Genomic DNA, 25,687 nt, shown 5'->3' with positions numbered 1-25,687 from the left:
CACATGCTCCTCACTTGTGTTCTTTTATGCTTAAGTGTAACACGGAAATACCTTATTTTCGAAGGAAAGCAAGTTTGAGGATAAGCAGAAACGTTTTGTATATAATGAGGGCAGGAGGTTGATGAGAATGGCTAATATGATCAAAACAGAAAAAGAATTCAGGGAAATAATCGGCAGCGGGGAAACAGTGACTGTAAAGTTTTTTGCGGGCTGGTGCCCGGACTGCAAACGGATGGATATGTTCATGCCGAGCGTGCTGGAGGAATTTCAGGAGTTTCCTCTATATGAGCTGAACAAAGACGAACTGCCTGATTTGGCTGCTGAATATAATGTGATGGGCATTCCGAGTCTGCTGGTATTCAAGAACGATGAAAAGCTTGGGCATCTTCACAGCGCAAATGCGAAGACACCGGAACAGGTATCAGAATACCTTGGCGAGTATTATAGCAAATAAACAAATAAAGGCCGGGAGACTGCTCCCGGCTTTTTTACTTTTTGTAAGAGAACTGAGAATTGAAGCTGGCAGTGAAAAATGCTATGTTTGGAAAAATGGGCAACAGGGTAGGTAATAGAGTTAATGGAGTGAGGTGGTTAAATTTTCCTGGGCGCAGGAGCCGCAGACAGCTCAAAAAAGGCAATAATAAAAATGGTGTTTATACATAAAGAGTAAACAGGACGATGAAAAGGAGAGAAGCCATGATAGAGTTTGAGGGTGTGACAAAAGAGTACCCCGGCGGAACGAAGGCGGTAGAGTCCCTGGATCTTACGATAAAGAAAGGGGAATTCTTCGTGCTGATCGGGCCAAGCGGGTGCGGGAAGACAACGACGCTCAAGATGATCAACCGGCTGATCGATCTCACGAAGGGAACGATCAGGATAGAGGGGAAAAGGATCAGTGAGTATGATATCCATGAATTACGATGGAGCATCGGCTATGTGCTGCAGTCAATCGCGCTCTTTCCGCATATGACGATCGAAGAAAATATCGCTATAGTCCCGGAATTGAAAAAATGGGAGCGGGAAAAGATCCGCAAGCGGGCGGCAGAGCTGCTGACTATGGTCGGGCTGGAGCCGGATGTATATTTGACGAGGAAGCCGAGCGAGCTTTCCGGCGGGCAGCAGCAGAGGATCGGTGTTATCCGTGCCCTCGCAGCCGACCCTGAAATCATTCTGATGGACGAGCCTTTCAGTGCACTTGACCCTTTAAGCAGGGAAAAGCTGCAGGATGATCTTCTGGATCTGCAGCGCAATATTAAGAAGACGATCGTGTTTGTGACGCATGATATGCAGGAAGCTCTTAAACTGGGAGACAGAATTTGCGTCATGAAGGAAGGGAAGATTGTGCAGCTGGCTGCGCCTGAGGAAATCATTGCAAATCCGGCAGATGAATTTGTGCGTGAATTTGTCGGTGCGCAGGCTGGAGCCGGCCGCGAGATTACAGCTGAAAAAATGATGAAAGCCGGATATGCCGAAAGTGTGTCTGCTGAAGCGGTCGCAGCTTCGGCCAGTTTAAAGGAAGTGCTGGAACTGCTGACTGACAGGGAAGAGATACCTGTTGAAAAAGACGGGACCATCGTCGGTTCAATCAGCCGCAGGGAAGCCATCAGGCATGTGGCGGGAAGCTTAGGAGAAAGGGGGGCTATAATTGAATGATTTGGCCGGTGTTTTTAAAGAGAGGCAATCAGAGCTTTTCAGTGCACTCATTGAACATATACAAATCTCATTCATTGCGCTTTTCTTCGCTGTCCTGATTTCAATCCCGCTCGGAATTTATCTGACGCGGCATAAAAGAGCAGCTGAGGCAGTCATCGGCGTTACAGCGGTGCTGCAGACCATTCCTTCCCTCGCCTTGCTAGGGCTCCTTATCCCGCTGTTCGGGATCGGGAAAGTGCCTGCAAGCATCGCGCTGATCGTCTATGCACTTCTGCCGATTTTGAGGAATACGTACACAGGCATAAAAGAAGTGGAGCCTTCGCTTATTGAAGCGGCAAGGGCCATGGGGATGAACAGCTGGAAACGGCTTGTTAAAGTAGAATTGCCTCTATCCATGCCAGTGATCATGGCAGGGATCAGGACGGCAATGGTCCTGATCGTCGGGACAGCAACGCTTGCAGCTTTGATCGGTGCAGGAGGCCTTGGGGATATCATCCTTCTCGGGATTGACCGGAACAATACATCCCTCATTGTACTGGGAGCAATCCCGGCAGCGCTGCTGGCCATATTATTTGACCTGCTGCTGAAAAGGTTCGAAAAGATTTCATTCAAAAAATCACTGATCCCGCTCGGGGCGATTGCCCTTGCAGCCATTGTCATCATGGTTCTGCCGTTTGTTTCAGGCAAGGGAGAAAAAGATCTCGTGATTGCCGGAAAGCTTGGCTCTGAACCGGAGATCCTGATCAATATGTACAAACTCCTCATTGAAGAGGAAACGGATATGAGCGTTGAATTGCAGCCAGGGCTTGGCAAGACTTCTTTTGTGTTCAATGCACTCCGTTCAGGTGATATTGATATCTACCCTGAGTTCACAGGAACAGCCATTTCGGAATTTTTAAAAGAAACGGCAGTGAGCACAGACCGGCAGGAAGTGTATGAACAGGCAAGGGACGGCATGTCAGAAGAGTTTGAACTGGAAATGCTGGAGCCGATGGACTATAACAATACATATGCACTGGCTGTGCCGGAAGAGCTGGCTGCACAATATGGACTTGAAACGATTTCAGATGTAAAAGCGGTTCAGCAGAATATCAACCCGGGCTTTACGCTGGAGTTTTCCGACAGGGAAGATGGCTACCGGGGTATTCAAAAGCTGTATGGCATAGAGTTTCCTAATGTGAAAACAATGGAGCCTAAGCTTCGCTATAGTGCCGTTGAAACCGGCGATATCAATATGGTGGATGCCTATTCGACGGACAGTGAGCTGGAAGCCTACAATCTGAAGGTGCTTGAAGATGATAAAAATCTGTTTCCGCCTTATCAGGGGGCTCCCCTTTTAAAGAAAGAGACGCTTGATGATCATCCGGAAATCGCGGATGCTTTGAACAAGCTGGCAGGAAAAATCACAGATGACCAGATGCGGGAAATGAACTATAAAGTCAATGTTGATGGAATGAGTGCTGAAGATACAGCCAGGGAATTCCTGAAAAATGAAGGGCTTATAGAGTAGAGGGCATACTGAATCAGGTGACCGGCAGCCCCGCGGGTTCCATTTAAAAGCGTTTAAAATGCCTCTATACGGGAATAGACTATTAAGTGCTACTTAATCAGAAACACTAGTCTCACTTTACAAATCTCACAGGAGGTGGTTAGAGTGGCACAGGATGTATTATGTGAAGTAGTCAATTGCAAGTTTAACCGCAACGGCAGGAAATGCGGGGCGGATGAGATTTTTGTCGGGGCGATCACCGGAAAGAAAGCGAGCACCAATGAAGAAACCGACTGTAAAACTTTTGAGCCTCAATAAGCACTATGGCAGCCTTGGATGAAGGCTGCCGCTACATAACGGCCTGCCGGACAAAAGTCCAGGCAGGTTTTTTCTGATTACAACTAAACAAAATTCCATCTTTCCGGTTTATATTCTTTTTCTATCCGGGTTATGGTACCATTAAAGCAAAAAATTAACCTGGTGAATATAATGAACTCAGATATTTTCAGCTATATGGTTCTGATCTCTGTATCCGGAGTCCTGACAAGCATTTTGGGCATGTATGCCTTTGCTAAAAGAAAGACCTTTTCAGCCGGCAAAACCTTTGTCTGGATAGCGGTTACCTCGGCCATCTACATATTCGGGCATGCTTTTGAACTGACAGCTGATTCGCGGGCAGAAATCAAGTTCTGGATTGCCTTTCAATATGCGGGCCTGCCCTTTATTTCCCCTATCACATTAGTCATGGTCATGAGATTCACAGGTTTGGACAGATATTTGACCACCTTCAATCTTATTCTTTTATACACCATTCCTTTCATCAGCATGGTTATGGTGCTGACAAATGATTGGCATGGCCTTTTTTACACCGGATATCTTCTGCACCGGGAGGGGTCATATCTGCTTGTAGATATGGATGTTGGCTTTTGGTATGTGATTCATGGCAGCTTTACCTTCGGCAGCCTTTTTGCAGGGGCTTGCATGGTTGTATGGTATTGGAAGAGGGCAGGATTCGCCTACAGAAGGCAGCTGATGACCATGTTCGCGGGACTGACGATCCCCATGACAGCCTCTTTCCTTTATTTAATGGGATATTCCCCTTACGGCATGGATCCTGTTCCGATGGTGATGTGCCTGACATCCTTTTTATATTTGCGCGCCTTTTTTATGGACAGGCTGACAGCCGCACCGATCGCAAAGGAACGGGTCTTTGAAAGCATGAGAGATGGTGTTCTCGTTTTTGCCCAGGATGATGGACTTGTGGACTTTAACCCGGCTGCAGAGGAAATGCTGCCAGGGCTTGATTCCAGCTCAATCGGTGAAAAGATGAAGGTAGTTCTCCAGCCGGCTGCAGCAAATTCAGGGACCGGGGCTGATGGCGGCAGCTATTCCGGCATCCATAAGTTTGAGAACGAGGCAGAAACTTATATCCAGATTCATTCTTTCCCGATAAAAAAAAGCAGCGGCGAATTGGCCGGTACTACGGTGATCCTCAGCAATATCACCCAGGAAGTACTGCTAAGGCAGAAACTGGAGGAGCTTGCTTTTAAAGATGGGCTGACAGGCATTTATAACCGGACCTATTTCATTGAGCAGAGCGGCAGGCTTCTTAAGGAAGCGGAAGCTGCCGGGGGAACCATGTCAGTCATTTTGTTTGATATCGATTATTTTAAGAATATCAATGATCAGTATGGGCATCTGCAGGGCGATGAAGCGCTTCGGCATATAGCGCGGGTCAGCGGAAGCCTGCTGGGGGGAGGTTCAATTTTTGCACGCTACGGAGGAGAGGAATTTGTCATCTGCCTTCCTGGTGCCGATCTAGAATCAGCGGCTGATCAGGCAGAAAAAATCAGGGCCGGAATCGAAGAGGTTTTTCTGCCTTCTGAAACGGGAATGATTTCACTGACCGCGAGTTTTGGAGCGGCAGAAGCAGCACCGGGAATGACGCTCGAACGGCTGCTTCACAATGCAGACACTGCTTTATATCAATCAAAAAATGGAGGCAGAAACAGAGTTACATGCTGCGAATCACCTGTTTCCGTATCCTAGCCTGGCTGCCTTCATGGCGGCCTTTTTTGGTTTATTAAGCCGGGACTGAAATTGCGGTAAACGTGCTGGATTCCAACAAGGAAGAGCTGGCTGATGGTGATTAATTGGCAAATAAATGGCGTGGCGTGCAGATGAGGTAATGGCTGGTGAAAAAGAGTCTGTTTAGCAGGGGAGATATTCAATCGGCAGAATATTTGGCCGATTCGGTGGAATCCTTGCCCAATTTGGTAGAATATATGCTCAATTGGTGAAATTAAAGTCGGATTTGGTAGAATCCATGTCCGTTTGATTAAAAAACAATATATAAGCTGGCAGATATTGTGCTGTGTTTTTAAATCGCAGCTTCATTCACTAAGAAACCACTGAAAATTGAATTCAGGATCAAGTTAAAACAGTCGTTATTTCAAATAAATTTGAAAAACTGTGTCATTTATGTTTACAATTAAATAGAGATGGGTAAAAAGTTGGACTATATAAAGGAGGGAAGGCTACAAAGAATTATTGCTATTGGGATTTCATTTTTTTGCATCAGCCCTGTTTAGGGCAGGCAGCTCTGGCGGTCTCCACCGCATCATGCTGCTGAGTATTTGGGAACGGCGAACGCCTGCTCAATACATTGATTTGCTGAATCCGCGATTTTATGGCCAAAATCCTCAGCGCCATATAAGGCAAATCAATCTTTCAGGATCTACCTGTCTTTGAAATTCCCGCATTTATCTGCATCTGCTAATCGCAGAACTCTTGTCTAATACCATTTTGCAAATCCAATAGTATACACCTGGCTGCTTATGAAGCTACAGCCTGTTTTTTCTGTGCATTCATTCAAGCTGCCTGTTTTGGGCATGTTAAACCTAGCAGCACTACATAATGAAAGAGGCGTTGATTATTGATTACGTTTAAGCATGTAGGAAAGAAATATCCGGATGGCTTTGTTGCCCTCAAGGATATTGATTTCCATATAGAAGAAGGGGAACTGGTTGCCCTGATCGGGCCGAGCGGCTGCGGAAAGACGACAACCATGAAAATGATCAACCGGCTTATTGAGCCGTCCAGCGGCCAGATTTTTATCAATGGAGAAGACATATCCAAAAAGGATCCTGTGAAGCTGCGCAGGGATATCGGCTATGTGATCCAGCAGATCGGCCTGCTTCCCCATATGACCATTGAAGATAATATTACACTTGTTCCGAGGCTTAAAGGCTGGGAAAAGGAGCAGTACTCCGATAAAGTGGACGAATTACTGGAGCTTGTCGGCCTGGATCCGAAAGAATACCGGACCCGGTTCCCCGGCGAGCTGTCGGGCGGACAGCAGCAGCGTGTAGGCGTTATCCGCGCCCTGGCGGCAGAACCGCCCATCATCCTTATGGACGAGCCTTTCAGCGCACTGGATCCGATCAGCCGTGAGCAGCTGCAGGATGAGCTGGTCAAGCTGCAGGAAACCATCAAAAAGACCATTGTGTTTGTCACCCACGATATGGATGAGGCCATTAAAATCGCCGACCGGATTGCCATTTTAAAAGACGGCGAGATCATCCAGTTCGATACGCCGGAAAGAATTCTGCGTTATCCAAAGAATGAGTTTGTCAAAGGCTTCATCGGCGAAGACCGCCTGAATGATGCTGAGAACGGGCAGCCTGCTGCTGCTGACCTGATGCTCAGGAAGGTCATTACAGCGCGTCCCGGCAGAGGTCTGGCACAGGCGTTGAAAACGATGAAGACATATAAGGTTGACTCACTTTTTGTAGTAAATGGCGAGAATGAGCTCCTTGGCATTGCAACCATTGATGATGTCGAAAAAAATTACGCCGAGGAAGAAAAAACGCTTGGCGATATTATGAGCGCGGACTATCAGTCAGTACTCGTTGATGCACCTTATAATGAGGTTGCTGAGCTGTTTGCCAAAGGGTCCCTTTACATTCCCGTCCTTGAGGGCGGAAAGCTTGCCGGGCTTATCACAAGGTCCACGATGATGAGAGGCCTGGCGGGGATGAAAATTTCATCACCGGCTGAAGGGGGCACTATAAATGAATGATAATTTCTTTGTACTCGTTGTTGATATTTTTAAAAATAGATGGCCTGAAATTCTGGAAGCCCTTCAGCAGCACTTATTTTTGTCGGTTGTTTCCATTGTGATAGCAGCAGCGATATCCCTGCCTTTGGGCATCTTTATTTCGCGGAGGAAGAAGCTGGCTGAGCCGATCATTGGCGTTACATCCATCTTTCAGACGATCCCGAGCCTTGCGCTGTTCGGATTCTTGCTTCCCCTGTTCGGGATAGGAAATGTAACGGCGATCATCGCCCTGACTGTGTATGCTTTGCTGCCTCTTTTAAGAAATACATATACAGGCATCAATGGTGTAGACCAGTCTGCCGTTGAGGCAGGACGCGGCATGGGGATGACAAGCAACCAGATCCTCAGGATGATTGAGCTTCCTCTTGCATTGCCGATCATTATGGCAGGCCTCAGGACAGCAGCCGTTCTGACAATCGGTGTGGCGACCCTCGCCGCCTTCATTGGGGCAGGCGGTCTCGGGGACTTGATATACAGGGGCCTTTCCACTGCCCGCAATGAGCTTGTGCTTGCAGGTGCGATACCGGCAGCCGTCCTTGCGATTGTGATTGATTTGATCCTGAAAAGAATTGAAATTGCCACCGACCCGCGCAGAGGCAGAAAGGTGAACTGGAAGAAGATCTCCTTTGTCCTTATTCCTATTGCTGCGCTGGCATTGTTCTTTGGACTCAGGGGCGGCAATGAGGAAGATACCATTGTCCTCGGCGGGAAGAGATGGACAGAGCAGTATATCCTCCCTCATATCCTTTCTGAATATATCAAAGATCAGACAGATTATAATGTCAGGGTGCAGGAAGGGCTCGGCGACACTCCAATCCTGACCCAGGCCCTCCGAAAAGGCGATATTGATATGTATGTGGACTATACGGGGACGGGTCTCCTGACGATCATGAAGGAATCCTATAACCCGGAGGACAGCCCTGAGGATATATATAACAAAGTAAAGAAAGGCTACAGCGAAGAATATCAGCTGGAGTGGATGGAGCCTCTAGGATTCCAGAACACATATGCCCTCGCAGTCAATCAGGAAACCGACAGCGAGTATGGTGCTGAAAAAATTTCCGACCTTTCTCCTGTGTCCTCGGAGCTCCGATTTGGGGGTCCTGCAGATTTTTACGAGCGTGAGGATGGATTCACCGCTTTCACTGAGACATATAATCTCGATTTCAGCGAAAAGCGGACATTGGATGCAAACCTGATGTACTCCGCTGTACAGGAAGGGGAAGTAGATGCCATCCCTGCCTTTACCACAGACGGGCGGATTGTCCGCTTCGGCCTGAAGGTGCTTGAAGATGACAGGCAATTCTTCCCGCCATACTATGCAGCACCAATCATCCGCCAGGAAACACTGGCAAAATATCCAGAGCTTGAAGAAGTCATCAACAGGCTCGGCAACCAGATTTCCGAGGAAGAAATGGCTGAAATGAATGCCAGAGTCGACCTCGACAAAGAAAACCCGCGCGAAGTAGCAATCGACTTTCTGAAACAGAAAAACCTAATCGACTAAGCAAATAAAAGACAGCAGGGGTACGGAATAATCTCATTCCGTACCTCTTTTTTTTGTTTAGTGATTGTTCAATAGCCTTGGTTACATAGCTAAACGAGTTTCAAAAACCTGTTGATTGCAGTGGAAGGCACGAAGACTCCAGCGGGATTGCAGCGGAAATGTTGAGACCCCGCAGCGCGCAGCGTGAGGAGGCTTAACTCCGCCCCGCGGAAAGCGAAGTGCCTGGAACGGAAATCAACACCCATAACAAGCAGATACCTGAAAAACCTCTTTTTTTACAGAAATAGTTCAATTATAGGAAATCCATTTGAGTTCAATTTTTTACTCAAAAACTCCCCCTTGACAGAAAAATACAATTAAGATAAATTAGTTAAAGTGTTGAATTATTAAAGGGTAGAACTTTATAGCGGGAGAGGTGAATAATGCATGCCGCATGAGAATATAAAAGACTTAGTGGACCGGTACATATCCGTTTCCTTCTCAGTAAACAAGACGGGCGAAAACCTGGTAAAGTGCCAGCTCGGGGATGAACTGACAAATGACCAGCATTACACGCTCAGATACATCCACCATTCAGAGAACTGCACGTCAACGGAATTGGCTGAGGTGTTCGATGTAAAAAAAAGTGCGATCACAGCCATCATCAACAGACTGTTTGAGAAGGGCCTGATCGAACGGACACGTGATGAAAAAGACCGCAGGGTCGTGTACTTGACGCTTTCTGAAAAAGGCAGGGAGCTTTTTTCGGAAACGGAAGAGCGCATCAACAAGCTGGTTGAATCTTTTATCAAAAAATTTGACCAGCAGGAGATAGAGCAGTTTATCACAACTTATGAAAAACTGGGCAGTATTCTGCTTGAAATTAAAGATCAACAGGTGGAGGAATAGGCGTGTATACAATAATCAAGAGAAAATGGTTTGTCCTGATTGCGTGGATCGCAGTTATTGCCGGATTGTTTTTCCTGGCCCCTAATATGGCTGATCTTGTCCGTGAAAAAGGGCAGGTGGATGTGCCGGAGGAATACTCCTCCAAGCTGGCCGGCCAGATCATGGACGAAGTGCAGAAGCAGGAAGGCGGAGGCGATGAGACCTCTGTGGCCCTTGTTTTCCATGATGATAAAAAGCTGTCGGCAGATCAGATCAAAGAAGCTGAGAAAGCCATCAATGATCTGGAAGCAAATAAAGAGGAGCTTGGGATCACGCAGATCCTCTCCCATTTTACAGAAGAAAACCTGAAAGACCAGCTTGTTTCCGATGACGGGAAGTCAATTCTCGCATCATTGAGCATCAGCTGGAACGGCCGCGAAGCAGGCGAACTGAGCGATGCTCTGTATGAAACCATTGAAGATGCGGATGTTGACCATTATTATACGAGCAACTGGATGATCAATGAAGATCTGACCACCAGCTCTGAGGAAGGCCTGAAGAAAACAGAGGGGATTACCGTTGTGTTCATCCTCGTTGTCTTGTTCCTGGTATTCCGCTCTATCGTGGCGCCGGTCATTCCGCTGCTGACGGTTGGATTTTCATATCTGGCTTCACAATCGATTGTATCGATCCTGGTGGATAAAGTGGATTTCCCGATTTCCAACTATACGCAGATCTTCCTGGTGGCCGTCCTTTTCGGTATCGGGACTGATTACTGTATCCTGCTGCTGAGCCGGTTTAAAGAAGAATTGGCTCAAAGTGAATCAACGGCTGATGCGATTGTTGCGACGTATAAGAATGCCGGCCGCACCGTATTTTTCAGCGGATTGGCGGTTATGATCGGCTTTGCGGCCATCGGGTTCTCCCAGTTTAAGCTGTATCAGTCAGCCTCAGCTGTTGCCGTAGGGGTAGCGCTGCTGCTGATCGCCCTGTTCACGGTAGTGCCATTCTTTATGGCTGTGCTCGGCCAAAAGATCTTCTGGCCTTCAAAAAGCACGGCAGAACATGGTGAAAGCAAGCTTTGGGGTACTGTCGGGCGCTTCTCGCTTGCACGCCCATTCATTGCCCTGTTCATAGTTGCGGCGGTTTGTGTGCCGTTCCTTGTGGTGTATGACGGAGATCTTTCCTATAACTCCCTGGAGGAAATCAGCGGGGATGTACCGTCCATCAAGGCATTTGATGCCATCAGCGGCAGCTTTGGCCCTGGTGAATCGATGCCGACGCAAATTGTGCTCCAGAACGATGAGCGGATGGATTCAGCTGAATACATCGCTCTCGCAGAAAAAATCAGCCAGGAGCTGGAAAAAGTGGACCTGGTCGATACTGTCCGGTCTGTAACAAGGCCGACAGGTGAGCCGATTGAAGATTTCTTCGTCTCCAAGCAGGCCGAAAGCCTTGAAGATGGCCTGGGCGAAGGAAAAGACGGACTTGAACAGATCAGCGACGGGCTACTGGAAGCAGGAAGCGAACTGTCTAAATCAGAGCCGGAGCTGGATCAGGCTGTTTCAGGCATCGGTACATTGATATCAGGAACAGGCGAAATTCAGAATGGCCTTTCTGAAATTCAAACCAATTTGGCCAAAATTGAAGACGGCCTCCGCCAGGGCACAGCCGGATCCACTGAGCTGAAAAAAGGGCTGGAGGAGACAAAGGCTGGGGCGGAAGAGCTGCTTGTAAATTACAATAAATTACTCGGAGGATATCAGGAAGCTGCCGAAGGAGTAAGTGGGCTGCAAGCTAAATATAAGGGTATCGGTGAAGGTTTAAACGGTCTTTCAGAAGCTCTTGCAGGCATTACAGCAGATGATTTTGCTATATTGGAAGACAATTATCAAGGAATAGCTGAAAATGATTCTTACAAAAAAATTAAAGGAACTGTGCAGAATGTACAGGCAAATATTAAACCTCTGGCAGAAGGCTTGACACAGCTGAATGGCGGGCTGGCAGGCGTAGAGAATGGACTTAATAAGGCAAATGATAACTTCGGCAAGGCGATCAGCGGCCAGCAGAATTTGGCCGGCGGACTTCAGAAAATCATCACCGGCCTCGAACAGCAGCAGGCCGGCCTCGAACAGCTGGCAGACGGGCAGGGCCAGATTGTCAATGGATTCCCGCAGCTGTCAAACGGACTTGCAGGCGTTAATGATGGCCAAAAGCAGCTGCTGGATGGCTTCGGCAGCCTCGGCGGCCAGCTGGGTGAGCTGACTGACGGCCTTAATCAGAGTGTGGATGGGCTGAATCAGGTATCAGACGGACTGGGTTCTGCACAGGACTATCTGTCCGGACTGTCGCAGTCAGATTCCCTGAATGCATTCTATCTGCCGGAAGAAGTCCTGGAAAGCGATGATTTCGACCAGGCGGTAGATGCTTATATGTCAAAAGACCGCAAAGTGATGACACTGGATGTTATTTTTGAAGCAAATCCGTATTCAAATGAAGCCATCAATCAGGTTCCGGAAATTAAGGATGCCGTGGAGAGGGCGACGAAGGATACAAAGCTTGAAAATGCTAAATTGGCATTGGGCGGAATTACAAGTACGAACGCAGATCTTGATGAGATGTCAGGCAAGGATTATTCCCGCACAGTCGTGCTGATGCTCGTCGGCATTTCTATCATTCTTGTATTCCTGTTCCGTTCTATTATTATGCCAGTCTATATTATCGGATCACTGATCCTGACTTATTACACGTCCATGGCGATGAACGAAGTGATCTTCGTGGATATTCTCGGCTATACAGGCATCAGCTGGGCAGTGCCGTTCTTCGGGTTCGTCATTCTTGTTGCGCTTGGGGTGGATTACAGCATCTTCCTTATGGACCGCTTCAATGAATATAAAGACCTTTCTGTAGCAGATGCGATGCTGATGGCGATGAAGAAGATGGGAACTGTCATCATCTCGGCAGTTGTCATCCTTGGCGGTACATTCGCGGCGATGATGCCATCCGGCATGCTGTCATTGCTGCAGATTGCCTCGATCATCCTGGTCGGACTCCTGTTGTATGCGTTCATCATCCTCCCTCTGTTTATCCCGGTGATGGTGAAAAACTTCGGCCAGGCAAACTGGTGGCCATTTAAAAGGGGAACAAATGAATAAAAGCTGTTAGCTTCTTGAGCACCGTCCTGCTAGGCAGGGCGGTGTTTCTTTATAAGCTCGCCTTTATGAACTGCTTACTTATTCCGTCTGTAGCAGGCTCATAGAAATATAAAAAACCACCCATAAAATATGAGTGGCTCTACTAGCACTGCTTAGATTTTAAATTTATCTACCACCTGCTTCAATTCTTCAGCCATTTGTGCCAATGCTTGGGCAGATGAATGGATTTCCTCCATTGATGCCAGCTGTTCCTCTGTTGATGCAGCAGCTTCTTCCGAAGTTGATGCGTTTTCCTGGGCCATCATCGAGATATCCATTGCTGCATTAGTCGCTTCATCTATACTGGCAGTAATCTGCTGGACAGTGGCAGTAACCTGTTCAATCAGAGGGGTAATGTTTCTGGTGCTATTTAATATCCCGGCAAATTTTTCAGATGTTTGCTCTGAAACTTTTACGCCTTCTTCTGCATTTATTACAGCTTCATCCATGATTTTAACTGATTCTTCTGTATCCTGCTGTATTAGTGCAATCAGGTCAGCGATACTCTTTGTTGATGCTTGAGACTGCTCTGCTAATTTGCGCACTTCATCAGCTACCACTGCAAATCCTTTCCCATGCTCTCCGGCTCTTGCCGCTTCAATTGCCGCATTTAAAGCCAGCAGGTTTGTTTGATCAGCAATCCCGCTGATCACATCAGAGATTGAACCTATTTCTTTTGAACGGCTGGATAAAGAAGATATCACTCGGTTTGATCGCTTGATGGAATGGTGAATAAACTTCATTTGCTCTAGGCTGTCTGTAACCTGTTTCTCCCCCTCTTCAGCCTCCTGAGTTGTCTTTCTTGAGAGCTCGGCCACATTAGCTGACCTTTCTGAGATATGTAAAATGCCCTGAAGCACTTCATTTAAGGCTTTTGAATTATTCTCCAGATTTATTGTCGTGGTTTCGGCTCCACCGGCAATTTCCTGTATGGCAGATGAAACTGTTTCGCTGGCTATGGTTGACTGTTCCGCACTCGCATTCAGCTGCTCAGCAGATGCAGCCACTAAATCAGAGTTAGAAGAGATGGAGCTGATCATGTCTCTGAGATTATTTTTCATTTCCTCGAAAGATTGATTTAAATCAAAAATCTCATCTTTATTTTTTAAATTCAATGTATCCACGTTTAAATTTCCGCCAGCTACCTGCTTGGCCAGACTGCCCAGTTTCGCAATCGGCCTGGTGATTAACACAGAGATAATAATCCCGCTGGCCAAAGCAATTAATGCAGCGGCTATGCTTAGAGAAAGCAATAACATTCGTGCTTTGCTGGATTGTTCCTGTGTTTTTTTAAATTTAACATCAAGAATGTCTTCTTTCAGCCAATCATGCATAGAAAGCGTGCTCTCTGTCAGATTATTGCTGATAGGGACAATTAATTTTAAGCCGTCAGCAATTGCTTTCTCCTTATCTATGCTGCTGTCATCCATGATTTGGTTAGCCAATTCCTTGAAGTTCTTATTTGCTTCCTGGATAGAGTTAAATCGATCCTGTGTTTCCTGCAGGGTAGCCAGCTCTCTTCCTTTGGCTATAGAAGCATTGATTCTTTCATTTGCCTGATTCATCATATCTCTGAAACTTTCACTGTCTTCATCATATAACAGGAAAGCACGGTAATAGCCTGTCTGCAGAGCAGCGTCTGTCTGGATGGATTGTGTCAGTGCCCTTACTTCAGCAACAGTTTCAACTACATAATCATAAGATTCATTTGAGTCTTTCATATTTTTGTATGAAATAAAGGATGCAATCCCAAAAATGAAGGACACAATTAGGAAGCTTCCTATTAATTTCTGCTTGATTGATAATTTCATTATGCAAACTCCTTTTCTTTTAATTGGTCTGATTCACCAATTTATTATCGTCAAATAACTTTAAGTGTTTAGGGTATCGGAAATTTTGACTTAAGCTTATCAGAGGATATCCTATCCGGATTTTTTAATAAGTGGTGAGTAGAAAAGGAACAACTGTTTTTGGTGTTTAAAACCTTTAAAAAACATTGGAAATAAAATACTAAATATCATATACTGTGTATATAGATATAAACAGTATAACAGTGGGAGGAATCAAAATTGAATGAATGGAAAGAAGCAATGTGGCTCGTTAAGTTTGAACTGGGCAAATCAGCAAGAGGTTTTATACAGCTCATACTCAATACTGTCCTGTTTCTTGGGGTAACCGTTTTAGCTTTTTCGCTCGGTATTGGCAAAACTGCCATTGTGGATTTTATGTTTATGATTTTATTCGGATTCTCGGGGGCTTGGTCGAGGACAAAAGACTTCCAATCTCAAAAGGTGCAAAGAGATGTATGGGCCTCCCCTTATTTCATGACGCTGAGCCAGCTGCCGATCAGGAAAGGGATTTTGGTGAAAAGCCGTTTTTTGACTTATTTTATGACCGTTATCCCAGCACAGCTGATTTTCATGATTCTGCTGTACAGCTTTAGTCCAAGTCTGAACCATGAGCTGGGAATAGGCGGATTTGCTGCCTTTACTCTTATGTGGCTTGCTTTCAGCATTTTCTTTGGCCTGTCTTTCCCGGTAATGGAAGCTGGCGATATGATCAACCGCACCCGCATGGTCATTTACAGCATTATGCTGTATGGCGGAGGAATTGCAGCTGTCATCCTTTTCAATACCTACAGCAGCGGCCTTGTCGGCTGGACGATTATGGCCGCGGGGAGATGGCCATTATTTACTTCCCTGCTGGCGATAGCAGCGGCAGTGGCTTGCACGCTCTTCTATAAAAAATACATGCTGAAGAAAATGTCTACAATCGACTATCTGTCATAGAAAGGAGGAAACCGCTTGGAGCTTCCTATCAGATTATCCAAGGAATCCCGCGTTCCCATCTACCACCAGATTGAGGGCCAGATAAAAGCTTTGATTGCGAGCGGGGTGCTCCCGGCAGGATCGCCGCTACCGTCCATCCGCTCCCTCTCTAAGGATCTTGAGGTGAGTGTCATCACAACGAGAAGGGCTTATCAGGATCTTGAATATAAAGGCTTCATCACCACGATCCAGGGAAAGGGAACCTTTGTAGCCGAGGTGGCTGAATCGGAAAAGGCGGATGTTAAGCACAGTTCAGTCTACCAGGCACTCGAAAATGGCATCCGGACGGCCATGAGCTATGACTGCACACTTGAAGAAATAGAAGAGATTTTTCATAAAGTGGTAGAAAAAATTAAGAACGGGGAGGAATGAGCATGCTGCCAATAGAAATCACCGGACTTGAAAAAAATATAGACGGCTTCAAACTGGGCCCTTTGAATGCAAGCTTTGAGCCAGGGACCATCACAGCTTTGATCGGCAATAACTCATCAGGAAAAAGCACCCTATTAAAATTAATGATGAATCTTGCCAAGAGAGACAAGGGAGATATCCTGATAAACGGACAATCGATTTCAGAGGGAGAGTCATGGAAGCAGACCATCGCTTATCAGTCCCAGACACTGAACGGCGTCAGCACGCTTACCGGATATGAGCTGTATTCACTTGTTTCGCGATGGTATCCTTCCTGGGATAAGCAGCTGTTCGACGAGATTGTAAACCTATTTTCGGTTCCCCTTGATAAGCCGTACGGAAAGCTTTCCAAAGGCGTCCAGCAGAAGCTTAATCTTGCATTGACTCTGCCAAGGGATACAGAGATTCTTCTTCTGGATGAACCGTCTGCCTCCATGGATATACCTGCAAAGCATCTTTTAATGGAAGTGCTAGCTAAGTGGATGGAGCGGGGAGATAAGACGATGATCATTGCGACCCATCAGGCAGAGGATATCCGCAAACTGGCCGATTATATCCTTTTTATGAAGGATGGAGAAATCACTGGCCATTTTGAAAAAGATGAATTGGCCCTCAAGTTTAAAAAGTATTGGGTGGGCCAGCTGCCGGATTCAAGCATACCGGGGGAAGTATCACGCCAGGGGGATCGGATGGTCATAACCTCGGCAGCCTTGGAAGCAGAACGTTATTTTAAAAAAGCTGGCATTTCGATTTTGGAGGAAGAGGTGCCGGAGCTTGAGGAAGCGCTGGCCATCATGCTTCAGCAGCCAAAACAGGAAAAGGGGTGGAGAGAGTGACCGGGAAGGTACTTTCTATTGAAGGAATCGGCAAATCATATAAAGAAAAGCAGGTGCTGAAGGATATTTCTTTTTCGGTGCATGAGGGTGAGATCATGGCTATCCTTGGACCGAATGGCGCCGGCAAATCCACCTCGATCCGCAGCATCATGGGCATCATTCTGCCGGATGAAGGAGATATCACGTTTCACGGACATTCTTCAGGAAAAAGCATTCCCCGCCACCTGATCGGCTACCTGCCTGAAGAAAGGGGCCTTTATAAAAATGTCAAGGTGATGGATATGCTGCTCTATCTTGCGGAGTTAAAGGACTACCCATTGAAAAAGGCAAAAGAGCGGATTCTTGAGTATTTGGCTAAGTTCAATATGGAAGGTAAGGAGAAGGTCAAGCTGGAGGAATTATCCAAAGGGATGGGGCAGAAAATCCAGTTTATCGCCTCTGTCCTTCATGAGCCCCGCCTTCTCATCCTTGATGAGCCTTTTTCCGGGCTTGATCCAGTCAGCCAGGAGGTCTTCAAAAAGGAAATCAGGGAGCTTGCGGATAAAGGGACGGCGATTCTGCTTTCCTCGCATCAGATGAATATGGTGGAGGAAATGTGCGACCGGTTATTTATGATCCATAAAGGGCACAAGGTCCTTGCTGGAACGGTGGAAGAAGTGAAAAAAGAGTATGCGAACTATAAATGCACAATCCGCGGGGCAAATGGAGCGGCAATGCTGGAGAAAATCCCCCATGTGCAGAGGGTGGAGCAAAAAGGCGATATGTCAGTCCTTTATCTCGACAGCCTTGTTCATCCAGCCAGGTGGCTGAAGCAGCTGCCTGAGGAGCTGGCAGTCCAGGAGCTGTCCATCGACCGTGTTTCCCTGCATGAAATATTCATAGACATTGCATCGGAAAAGCATCCTGTACAGAAAGAAGGTCATAGAATTGCGCAATAGCTTAAAGGTAGCCAAATGGGAGATAAAACGGAATATGAAAAATAAATCCTTTGTCATTTCGCTTTTGCTGACTCCGTTAAGCTTCCTGTTTTTTGCCATATTGCCAGCCATGATGGACCGTTTTCAAAGCGAGCCCGAGCCGGTTAATGTAATTATAAAGGACGAACTGGGTATCTGGAATGGCACTGAAGGAATCATGGCAGGGCTTGATTGGGAAGTCAAACTGACAGATGCCTCTGAAAGTGAAATTTTAAATAAGCTTGAAGCGGCTGAGAATACGATCTTTATTCCACTGACAAAGAACGGACTTGATGCTGGACGTTTCCCAATCTATAAGAGTAAAGGAGTACCGGATGATGTTCTGCAGCAGGCGATGCTGCTGGAGCAGCCCTTGCGCGCCTTTCAGCTGAGCCAGCTGGCACTTGATGAAGAGGAGATGGCAGCAGTCTCACAGGATATCAGTTTTGCAGCGGTTGATGCGAAGGAGACGGGCGCTGGAGAGGATATGTATGGTCAGCTGATCCCGGGAATCACTGCGGGTGTTGTCCTGTTTTCGGTTGTAATCTCGGGAATGATGATCTTCCAGAGTGCGTCACAGGAAAAGAAAGATAAAATAGCTGAAATTATGCTGTCTTCTCTGACATCCGGTGAACTGATGCAGGGGAAAATCATCGGTTATTTTACTCTTGGCATCATTCAGGTGGCCGTCTGGCTTCTGTTCGTCATCCCGGCCGCATCATGGAGGCTCGATGTCCCGCTGATCCAGTATCTCGCAGCCCCGGAAACGTTGGTCCTTATGCTGTTTGCGATCCTTGGCTATCTGCTGTTTGCCGCAGTTTTTGCAGGGATGGGTGCAACCGTGGAAGATGTAAACTCTGCCAGCAATTTTCAGGGCTTTATACTGATGCTTCCTTTTGCACCGCTTTTATTAATCAAGCCGGTCTTTTCCGATCCTGAAGGAGTGATTGCAATCGCGGGCTCTTTTATCCCCTTCACAGCCTCGGGGGTATGGATCATGAGGCTTTCCGTCATGGAGGAATGGCCATGGGGAGAGATCCTTCTTTCAGCAATCATCCTCCTGGCCAGTATTGCTTTACTGATGAAGGCGGCCGGGAAGATATTTAAGGTTGGCATTTTAATGCACGGCAAAAATGCCACTCCGCAGGAAATGTGGAAGTGGCTGAGTAAAGCGGATTAAAAAGCGAAAGCCTGGATAGACTCTATCCAGGCTTTTATTATTGCCTAATAAATATTCAGAAAATATTGACATATAATATCTCCAAGAATATATTGGACATATTAGACAGGAGTGTGAAGCAATTGAAAAGCAAAGGCATTTATAAGGATTTCTTTTTCCATCCTGATATCATCATCATGTCAGGCCTCTTTGCAGCCGGGCTCATTTGGTATATAGCAGTACTCGGTGCTGGCTGGCAGCTCCTTGCTTTTACAGCAGGGGGAATGCTTACATTTATGTTCAGTGAATATCTCACACACCGCTTCCTGTTCCATCTTAATCCGCCAAAGAATGCTTTGTTTCTGACATTTTTAAAGCGCATTCACTATGACCACCACAAATATCCCAATGATTTAAAGCTGCTGTTTCTGCCGGTCTGGTACAGCCTGCCGAACTTATCGGTCCTTGCCCTCATCTTTTTCTTCCTTACTGGTTCGCTTCCTGATACGGTATCATTCAGCCTCGGCCTCGTGCTCATGCTGCTGATCTATGAATGGAAGCATTATGTAGCACACCGCCCGATCAAACCGAAATCCAAATTTGGAATATGGCTGAAAAAGACGCATATCCTTCACCATTTTAAAAATGAAAACTATTGGTACGGTGTCTCAACCCCTTTTGTCGATGCTCTGTTTGGGACGTTAAAGGATGAGAAGGAAGTGGAAACAAGCAAAACGGTGAAGGATCTGGAGGGCAGGAGCAGGGAAAAGAAGCTTTCATCCTGAAGAAATATGCTCATCAAGGGAAAAAGCTGCATCATGGCAGCTTTTTCATTTTTTTATAAGCACTTTGGAAAGGGGATAAATGGTTGAGCTTTGGATAATCAAGCTTAAAATGACCGCTGTAAAGGTCAGCGAGATGATCATATCCGCCCTGGTGGTTTGTGCTGCATCGAGGATCAGCAGCAGAACGACCGACATGGTCCCTTTAATACCGGCCCATGATATGATGGACGATTCCCGCCAGCCGAACAGCTTCCTTTCTTTTGGCAGGGCCAGGACGGTTCCATGGATGACAGCAAAGCGGATCAGAATGCTCATAGCAAAAATGACAAAGGCAATGCCCCATTGATCAATGGCCAGATGGCTGGTTACTTCAATTCCGATCATAAGAAAGACGAGGGATATGATGGTTGGCTCGATTATTCCCCAGAAGCTGTCGAGCGACTCCAGGTAATGGTCTTCCTTATTTGTGTGAGTGAACTCCCATGACAGCATGATGCCGGCAGAAACCGTTGCCAGGACACCCGAAACGCCTGCAAGCTCGGCTGCATAGAAGATTCCGTACGAAAGAATGATGCTGAGCATCACCTGATAATCTTTCCGCTCGGTCACATGGACGGCCTTGCTGACGATCCAGCCGCATATTAGTCCAAGAAAAATACCCCCAAGGGATACAAAGAGAAAGTCTTTTGCGAAAGAAAGAACCGAAAAGGATTCTCCTCTGGCAAACATCCCTGTCAGTACAGTGAACAGTACAAAGCTTGTCCCATCATTGATCATGGACTCACCTTCCACGATTTCGCTTACCCTCGGGTCGGAGGATGCCTCCTTTAGGATGGATATGACGGAAACCGGATCGGTCGGTGTAAGAATGGCCGCAATCATCAGGCTTCCCAGGAAGCTGATGCTAACGAAAAGATTGGCAAAATAATAAATGGCAGTCCCAAGGAGCAGAGCCGTGATCAAAAGGCCGGCTGTACTCAGGAAACCAATCATGCCTGCATTTTTCTTCAGGGCGGCTGGAGGAAAGCGATATGCTGAAATGAATAATAATGAAGGCAGGAAAATTTCGTACAAAATTTCCTTTCCGATATGAAGCGATGCAAAATAGCCTATAAAAGACAGGCCGATCCCTATCAGCACCAATACAGGCGGACCTGGGAACAGCTTTTTCTTTTTATCAATGGTCAAAACAATGTAGCCCGCCAAAAGCAGCAGTATTATTTTTATCGGCTCCATCCACTTTCCCCCTTTCGCATTTTAAAGAAAAATTACCCTTTTGCCAGCAGATAGAAACTTATAGCCGAGGGGGTATCAGGATCAGCCGGTGCTGGAAGGATGAATGCCAGTGCTGATAAAAAAAAGGCAGGGGAGTCTGCAGCGCAAAGAAAAGGCTGGCAGGATTACAGACTTCCCGTCCAATCTTAAGCCTTATCACCGGTATTAAAGCGCCTGCTATGCAGTATTACAGAAATTCAGATTTGGAGTGTTGACAAAATACCTAGTAGGGTATACTATTGGTTCATAGCCGCCGAACAAAGCGGCGTTCACAAAAGAATGGAGGGGGCATCCTTTGGAATATAATAATGGAACGAAGAACCGGATCAAGCGGGTCGAAGGGCAGATGCGCGGTGTTATGCGCATGATTGAAGAAGATGCAGATTGCAAGGATGTCATTACCCAGCTGTCTGCTGCAAGGTCGGCAATTGACCGGGCAATCGGCGTAATCGTGAGCACAAATCTTGTGGAATGCATGAAAGATGCCGATGAAGATGGCACTTTGGAGCCGGAAGAGATGATAAAGGAAGCAGTCAATCTGCTTGTGAGAAGCAGATAGGGTTGACATCCTTTTTATTTTGAAATATTATATACCCCACTAGGTATTGAAATAAAACAATTATCCAAGGAGGAATTTTTCATGAACAGCAATAAAGTATTAGATGCAAAAGGTTTGGCTTGCCCAATGCCGATCGTTAAAACAAAGAAGGCAATCGGTGAGCTTGAATCAGGACAGATATTAGAGGTCCTGGCAACTGACAAGGGAGCGAAGAGCGATCTGACAGCATGGGCTTCATCAACAGGCCATGAACTGATCGATATGAAGGAAGAAGCAGGCGTATTTACTTTTTACATTAAAAAAGGCTGATTTTTTTTGCAGGGTTATATACCCAGTACAGTATATTAGATGAGGGGGATTAGAATGTCAGAAAAGAAAAGAACAACGATTGTCCTTTTTAGCGGAGATTATGATAAAGCAATGGCAGCCTATATCATTGCGAACGGTGCTGCAGCGTATGATCACGAAGTTACCATTTTCCATACCTTCTGGGGATTGAATGCTCTTCGGAAAGATGAGAATACTATGGTTAAAAAAGGATTCATGGAAAAGATGTTCGGCAGGATGATGCCAAGGGGAGCCGATAAAATGGGGCTTTCAAAGATGCACTTCGCTGGCCTTGGCCCTAAGATGATCAAAGGCGTAATGAAAAAGCATAATGCACTCCCGCTGCCGCAGCTGATCGAGATGGCTCAGGAACAGGATGTAAAACTGGTTGCCTGTACGATGACGATGGATTTGCTCGGACTGCAGCAGGAGGAGCTGCTTGACAATATTGAATATGCTGGTGTTGCAGCTTATCTTGGTGATGCCGAAGACGGCAATGTAAATCTGTTTATATAGGAGGGCAACACAATGGAGAAATGGTCAGCTAAAGAAGTAGAAAGCAAGCTGGAAAAAGGAATGCTTAATATTGTGGATGTCCGGGAAGTGGATGAGGTAAAAGAGGGCCGTATTCCTGATAGTGTGAATATCCCGCTTGGACTCCTTGAATTCAGGATGCATGAGCTTGATAAAAATAAAGAATATGTCCTTGTATGCCGGTCAGGAGGCCGCAGCGGAAGGGCGTGCCAGCTGCTTGAATCCCATGGCTTCAAGGTTGTTAATATGGAAGGCGGAATGCTTGCCTGGGAAGGGCGCACGGAGTAATTTTTTTAGGAAATCATATACCCCGGGAGGTTTAAAGATGACACAGATTAAAACAGATTCCACTCTTGACGCAAAAGGGCTTGCATGCCCTATGCCAATTGTCAAAACGAAAAAAATGATTACGGGCATGAATGCAGGCGAAGTACTGGAGGTGCTGGCTACTGATAAAGGTTCAAAAGCAGATTTGAAGGCTTGGGCTGAAAGTGCCGGCCATCAGTATCTTGGAACTGTTGAAGAGGAAGGCGTGCTTAAGCATTATCTGCGCAAAGCAAGCGGCGAAGAGGTGCAGGAGAAAAAGCATCCTCATGTTGTCAGCAATGAAGATCTTGAGAAACTTGTGGGAGAAGACGGCGATATCATTGTGCTGGATGTACGGGAATCTGCAGAATTTGCTTTCCACCACATTCCGGGCGCTGTCTCCATCCCATTAGGAGAGCTGGAGGAGCGCGCTGGAGAATTGGACGTTGAAGCGCCGGTTTATGTAGTCTGCCGGACAGGCAGCAGAAGCGATCTTGCTGCAAGGATGCTTGATGCCAAAGGCTTCAAGGATGTTAAAAATGTGATCCCTGGCATGAGCCAGTGGAACGGACCATCAGCCAGTATGAATCAATAAAAAATTTTGCATTAAAGTATACGGTAGGGGGTAATTGGGTTGACTGTAAAAGCAATGACTGCTGAAGAAGCTGCGCAAAAAGTAATTCAAAAAGAAGAAATGTTCATTCTTGATGTCCGAAATCATGATGCATTCGCGGATTGGAAAATGGAAGGAGACCACTTTCAGTATTTGAATATTCCTTATTTCGATCTTTTGGACGGCGTCGGGGAGATTATGGAAAAGCTGCCGGCAGATAAAGATATCCTGGTTGTCTGTGCCAAGGAAGGTTCATCTGTAATGGTAGCTGAGATGCTTTCCGATGAAGGGCTGGATGTATCTTATCTGCAGGGCGGAATGAAGGCATGGAGCGAGCATCTTGAACCGGTCAAAGTTGGGGACCTGAAGGACGGCGGAGAGCTGTACCAATTTGTGCGCCTGGGGAAAGGCTGTCTTTCTTATATGGCGATTTCCGGCGGGGAAGCGGCCATTATTGATGCAGCCCGAGTGACGGAAGCATACAGAGGGTTTGCTGACGAAAAAGGCGCAGCGATCAAGCATGTGTTTGACACACATCTTCATGCCGACCATATTTCCGGAGGAAGAATGCTTGCTGAGCAAACTGGCGCTAGCTACTGGCTGCCGCCAAAGGATGCCGGCGAAGTCACTTTCGATTACAGCAGCCTTGAAGATGGAAGAACAGTGAAAATCGGCACAACTGCTATTGATATCCATGCATTGTACTCTCCTGGCCATACGATTGGATCAACATCTTTCGTGATTGATGGACGATACTTGCTTTCTGGCGATATTTTATTCATCGACAGCATTGGCCGTCCTGATCTGGCCGGCCTGGCAGACGACTGGGTAGGGGATCTGCGTGAGACACTGTATAAGCGATACCGCGATCTGTCTGAAGAGCTGCTCGTTCTGCCGGCCCATTTCATGATCATTGATGAATTGAATGATGATGGTTCTGTTTCTAAGAAGCTGGGCACCTTATTTGCAGAAAACCATGGCCTGAACATCAGCGATGAGGCAGAATTCCGCAGGCTGGTCACCGAAAACCTCCCGCCGCAGCCGAATGCCTATCAGGAAATCCGCAAAACCAATATGGGCAGAATCACTCCTGATGAAGAAGAGCAGCGTGAAATGGAAATAGGTCCAAACCGCTGTGCTGTCAGGTAATTAGAAAAGCGCAAGCGCCTTGCTACTAAAGGAACGCAGACTAAGAACGCCACGTCCTGTGGCAACGTCTGCATGACCCCCATCTTGGGGGCCTCAAGGCGATCCTCCAGAAAGGCGTTCTTTGCCTTTTTGGGAGGATTGACTTGTGACCTCGAGGGGGCGCAGCTGCTAGACAGTAATCTAAGTGAAAATTGCCGTTTTTTTATGAGGGAAAAGCCTGCCGTTTGAATTTTCACAGCCGGCAGGCTTTTTCCTGAAAAGGGAGGATGAGAACCATGAGCATTGAATTAATCATCGTCATTTTCCTGCTTGGCTTTGCTGGATCGTTTATTTCCGGGCTGCTCGGCATAGGCGGTGCGATCATCAATTTTCCTATGCTGCTGTATATACCGGCTCTTTTGGGTTTGGCTTCATTCACTGCGCATGAAGTTACCGGCATCAGTGCGGTCCAGGTGCTATTTGCGACAATCGGCGGTGTATGGGCCTATCGTAAAGGAGGGTTTTTAAATAAGTCCCTGATCCTTTATATGGGCATCAGCATCCTTGCCGGAAGCATGATCGGCGGATTCGGTTCGAAATTCCTGCCAGAAGCAGGCATCAGCCTTGTGTACGGCATACTTGCCTTGATTGCGGCGGTCATGATGTTCATTCCGAAGAAGAGGATTGATGATGTTCCGCTCGATGAGGTCGTTTTTAATAAATGGCTTGCTGCTTCACTTGCCTTCATCGTCGGCATCGGTGCGGGAATCGTCGGCGCCGGCGGAGCCTTCCTGCTTGTTCCGATTATGCTTGCTGTCCTGAAAATACCAACAAGGATGACGATAGCATCTTCCCTCGCCATTACATTTATTTCTTCCATTGGTGCAACAGCGGCTAAGATTTCGACCGGACAGGTGGAGTATCTTCCAGCCCTGATCATGGTTGCGGCAAGCCTGCTGGCCTCTCCTCTTGGGGCGAATGCAGGGAAAAAAGCCAATACGAAATTGCTGCAAGTGATCCTGGCTGTCCTGATCTTCGCTACAGCTATTAAGACCTGGATGGATATTTTATAACAGGATGCTGCCCCTCAAGAGGGGCGGTTTTTTTGTATGTGAAAAGATATATAGCATAAATTAACGA

The 25,687-nt window shown here is 46.7% G+C and carries 24 protein-coding genes; 22 read left to right on the top strand and 2 right to left on the bottom strand.

From position 1 onward, the window contains the following. Positions 1-127 precede the first annotated feature (127 nt). The 9 genes from N288_RS19985 to N288_RS19950 all read left to right on the top strand — a co-directional run bounded on the left by N288_RS19985 (position 128) and on the right by N288_RS19950 (position 12,791). Positions 128-454: a thioredoxin family protein gene (locus N288_RS19985; protein WP_009793089.1), complete on the top strand. Its 327-nt coding sequence runs from the start codon at positions 128-130 to the stop codon at positions 452-454. 242 nt (positions 455-696) lie between these two features. Next, a complete protein-coding gene (opuFA, locus tag N288_RS19980) occupies positions 697-1,653 on the top strand; it encodes an osmoprotectant update ABC transporter ATP-binding subunit OpuFA (RefSeq protein ID WP_022544375.1) in 957 nt (318 codons plus the stop codon). Continuing rightward, on the top strand, positions 1,646-3,163 hold the full coding sequence (gene opuFB, locus N288_RS19975) for an osmoprotectant update ABC transporter permease/substrate-binding subunit OpuFB (protein WP_009793091.1): 1,518 nt from the start codon (positions 1,646-1,648) through the stop codon (positions 3,161-3,163). Before opuFA ends, opuFB begins: the two co-directional genes overlap by 8 nt. A gap of 144 nt (positions 3,164-3,307) precedes the next feature. Continuing rightward, a complete protein-coding gene (locus N288_RS24885; protein ID WP_009793092.1) occupies positions 3,308-3,460 on the top strand; it encodes a DUF1540 domain-containing protein in 153 nt (50 codons plus the stop codon). Positions 3,461-3,631: 171 nt separating this feature from the next. Then, a complete protein-coding gene (locus tag N288_RS19970; RefSeq protein ID WP_022544374.1) occupies positions 3,632-5,191 on the top strand; it encodes a histidine kinase N-terminal 7TM domain-containing diguanylate cyclase in 1,560 nt (519 codons plus the stop codon). 886 nt (positions 5,192-6,077) lie between these two features. Then, positions 6,078-7,223, top strand: coding sequence for an ABC transporter ATP-binding protein (locus N288_RS19965; protein ID WP_009793096.1), 1,146 nt, complete (start codon positions 6,078-6,080; stop codon positions 7,221-7,223). Further along, positions 7,216-8,769, top strand: coding sequence for a glycine betaine ABC transporter substrate-binding protein (locus N288_RS19960; protein ID WP_009793097.1), 1,554 nt, complete (start codon positions 7,216-7,218; stop codon positions 8,767-8,769). Before N288_RS19965 ends, N288_RS19960 begins: the two co-directional genes overlap by 8 nt. A 426-nt stretch (positions 8,770-9,195) precedes the next feature. Further along, on the top strand, positions 9,196-9,657 hold the full coding sequence (locus tag N288_RS19955) for a MarR family winged helix-turn-helix transcriptional regulator (RefSeq protein ID WP_009793098.1): 462 nt from the start codon (positions 9,196-9,198) through the stop codon (positions 9,655-9,657). Between the two features lie 2 nt (positions 9,658-9,659). Further along, the gene (locus N288_RS19950) at positions 9,660-12,791 is read left to right on the top strand and encodes an MMPL family transporter (RefSeq protein ID WP_009793099.1); all 3,132 of its coding nucleotides are present in this window, start codon (positions 9,660-9,662) and stop codon (positions 12,789-12,791) included. Positions 12,792-12,943: 152 nt separating this feature from the next. Here N288_RS19950 and N288_RS19945 read toward each other — a convergent pair whose 3' ends face one another. Next, on the bottom strand, positions 12,944-14,641 hold the full coding sequence (locus N288_RS19945; RefSeq protein WP_009793100.1) for a methyl-accepting chemotaxis protein: 1,698 nt from the start codon (positions 14,639-14,641) through the stop codon (positions 12,944-12,946). A gap of 258 nt (positions 14,642-14,899) precedes the next feature. Here N288_RS19945 and N288_RS19940 point away from each other — a divergent pair, with 258 nt between their 5' ends. The 6 genes from N288_RS19940 to N288_RS19915 all read left to right on the top strand — a co-directional run bounded on the left by N288_RS19940 (position 14,900) and on the right by N288_RS19915 (position 19,805). Continuing rightward, on the top strand, positions 14,900-15,619 hold the full coding sequence (locus N288_RS19940; RefSeq protein WP_009793101.1) for a hypothetical protein: 720 nt from the start codon (positions 14,900-14,902) through the stop codon (positions 15,617-15,619). A 15-nt stretch (positions 15,620-15,634) separates the two neighbouring features. Continuing rightward, complete coding sequence (locus N288_RS19935; protein WP_009793102.1) at positions 15,635-16,030, top strand: GntR family transcriptional regulator; 396 nt, start codon at positions 15,635-15,637, stop codon at positions 16,028-16,030. A gap of 2 nt (positions 16,031-16,032) precedes the next feature. Then, positions 16,033-16,905, top strand: a complete 873-nt coding sequence (locus N288_RS19930; RefSeq protein ID WP_022544373.1) for an ATP-binding cassette domain-containing protein — start codon at positions 16,033-16,035, stop codon at positions 16,903-16,905. Beyond that, positions 16,902-17,843, top strand: coding sequence for an ABC transporter ATP-binding protein (locus tag N288_RS19925; RefSeq protein WP_009793104.1), 942 nt, complete (start codon positions 16,902-16,904; stop codon positions 17,841-17,843). Before N288_RS19930 ends, N288_RS19925 begins: the two co-directional genes overlap by 4 nt. Before the next feature lie 34 nt (positions 17,844-17,877). After that, positions 17,878-19,041, top strand: coding sequence for an ABC transporter permease (locus N288_RS19920; protein ID WP_009793105.1), 1,164 nt, complete (start codon positions 17,878-17,880; stop codon positions 19,039-19,041). A 176-nt stretch (positions 19,042-19,217) separates the two neighbouring features. Further along, complete coding sequence (locus N288_RS19915) at positions 19,218-19,805, top strand: sterol desaturase family protein (protein ID WP_156917063.1); 588 nt, start codon at positions 19,218-19,220, stop codon at positions 19,803-19,805. 45 nt (positions 19,806-19,850) lie between these two features. On the opposite strand, the gene N288_RS19910 is transcribed toward N288_RS19915, so the two are convergent. Then, positions 19,851-21,041 carry a cation:proton antiporter gene (locus N288_RS19910; RefSeq protein ID WP_009793107.1) on the bottom strand — a complete coding sequence of 397 codons (1,191 nt, stop codon included), beginning with the start codon at positions 21,039-21,041 and terminating at the stop codon, positions 19,851-19,853. A 334-nt stretch (positions 21,042-21,375) separates the two neighbouring features. Here N288_RS19910 and N288_RS19905 point away from each other — a divergent pair, with 334 nt between their 5' ends. The 7 genes from N288_RS19905 (at position 21,376) to N288_RS19875 (ending at position 25,620) form a co-directional block, all read left to right on the top strand. Further along, positions 21,376-21,639: a metal-sensitive transcriptional regulator gene (locus N288_RS19905; RefSeq protein ID WP_009793109.1), complete on the top strand. Its 264-nt coding sequence runs from the start codon at positions 21,376-21,378 to the stop codon at positions 21,637-21,639. A gap of 81 nt (positions 21,640-21,720) precedes the next feature. Continuing rightward, the gene (locus N288_RS19900) at positions 21,721-21,948 is read left to right on the top strand and encodes a sulfurtransferase TusA family protein (RefSeq protein ID WP_009793110.1); all 228 of its coding nucleotides are present in this window, start codon (positions 21,721-21,723) and stop codon (positions 21,946-21,948) included. A 54-nt stretch (positions 21,949-22,002) separates the two neighbouring features. Further along, positions 22,003-22,482: a DsrE/DsrF/DrsH-like family protein gene (locus N288_RS19895; protein ID WP_009793111.1), complete on the top strand. Its 480-nt coding sequence runs from the start codon at positions 22,003-22,005 to the stop codon at positions 22,480-22,482. Positions 22,483-22,494: 12 nt separating this feature from the next. Further along, on the top strand, positions 22,495-22,788 hold the full coding sequence (locus N288_RS19890) for a rhodanese-like domain-containing protein (RefSeq protein WP_009793112.1): 294 nt from the start codon (positions 22,495-22,497) through the stop codon (positions 22,786-22,788). A 37-nt stretch (positions 22,789-22,825) separates the two neighbouring features. Further along, positions 22,826-23,401: a sulfurtransferase TusA family protein gene (locus N288_RS19885; protein ID WP_009793113.1), complete on the top strand. Its 576-nt coding sequence runs from the start codon at positions 22,826-22,828 to the stop codon at positions 23,399-23,401. A gap of 39 nt (positions 23,402-23,440) precedes the next feature. Continuing rightward, entirely contained in the window at positions 23,441-24,568 is a 1,128-nt protein-coding gene (locus N288_RS19880) for an MBL fold metallo-hydrolase (protein ID WP_009793114.1), read from the top strand. 275 nt (positions 24,569-24,843) lie between these two features. Beyond that, on the top strand, positions 24,844-25,620 hold the full coding sequence (locus N288_RS19875; RefSeq protein WP_009793115.1) for a sulfite exporter TauE/SafE family protein: 777 nt from the start codon (positions 24,844-24,846) through the stop codon (positions 25,618-25,620). The last annotated feature ends 67 nt before the right edge of the window (positions 25,621-25,687 follow it).

Origin of the sequence: Bacillus infantis NRRL B-14911 (assembly GCF_000473245.1) — a bacterium.
Classification (GTDB): domain Bacteria; phylum Bacillota; class Bacilli; order Bacillales; family Cytobacillaceae; genus Bacillus_AB; species Bacillus_AB infantis.
The sequence above is the reverse complement of the archived record's forward strand: the minus strand, read 5'-3'. Positions and strand labels throughout refer to the sequence as shown.

What these genes read in the sequence shown, in the direction of transcription:
- N288_RS19985 (WP_009793089.1), top strand. Translation starts at nt 128, where the DNA reads ATGGCTAATATGATCAAAACAGAAAAAGAATTCAGGGAAATAATCGGC.
- opuFA (WP_022544375.1), top strand. Translation starts at nt 697, where the DNA reads ATGATAGAGTTTGAGGGTGTGACAAAAGAGTACCCCGGCGGAACGAAG.
- N288_RS19970 (WP_022544374.1), top strand. Translation starts at nt 3,632, where the DNA reads ATGAACTCAGATATTTTCAGCTATATGGTTCTGATCTCTGTATCCGGA.
- N288_RS19960 (WP_009793097.1), top strand. Translation starts at nt 7,216, where the DNA reads ATGAATGATAATTTCTTTGTACTCGTTGTTGATATTTTTAAAAATAGA.
- N288_RS19955 (WP_009793098.1), top strand. Translation starts at nt 9,196, where the DNA reads ATGCCGCATGAGAATATAAAAGACTTAGTGGACCGGTACATATCCGTT.
- N288_RS19945 (WP_009793100.1), bottom strand. Translation starts at nt 14,641, where the DNA reads ATGAAATTATCAATCAAGCAGAAATTAATAGGAAGCTTCCTAATTGTG.
- N288_RS19930 (WP_022544373.1), top strand. Translation starts at nt 16,033, where the DNA reads ATGCTGCCAATAGAAATCACCGGACTTGAAAAAAATATAGACGGCTTC.
- N288_RS19920 (WP_009793105.1), top strand. Translation starts at nt 17,878, where the DNA reads ATGAAAAATAAATCCTTTGTCATTTCGCTTTTGCTGACTCCGTTAAGC.
- N288_RS19915 (WP_156917063.1), top strand. Translation starts at nt 19,218, where the DNA reads ATGTCAGGCCTCTTTGCAGCCGGGCTCATTTGGTATATAGCAGTACTC.
- N288_RS19910 (WP_009793107.1), bottom strand. Translation starts at nt 21,041, where the DNA reads ATGGAGCCGATAAAAATAATACTGCTGCTTTTGGCGGGCTACATTGTT.
- N288_RS19900 (WP_009793110.1), top strand. Translation starts at nt 21,721, where the DNA reads ATGAACAGCAATAAAGTATTAGATGCAAAAGGTTTGGCTTGCCCAATG.
- N288_RS19895 (WP_009793111.1), top strand. Translation starts at nt 22,003, where the DNA reads ATGTCAGAAAAGAAAAGAACAACGATTGTCCTTTTTAGCGGAGATTAT.
- N288_RS19890 (WP_009793112.1), top strand. Translation starts at nt 22,495, where the DNA reads ATGGAGAAATGGTCAGCTAAAGAAGTAGAAAGCAAGCTGGAAAAAGGA.
- N288_RS19885 (WP_009793113.1), top strand. Translation starts at nt 22,826, where the DNA reads ATGACACAGATTAAAACAGATTCCACTCTTGACGCAAAAGGGCTTGCA.
- N288_RS19875 (WP_009793115.1), top strand. Translation starts at nt 24,844, where the DNA reads ATGAGCATTGAATTAATCATCGTCATTTTCCTGCTTGGCTTTGCTGGA.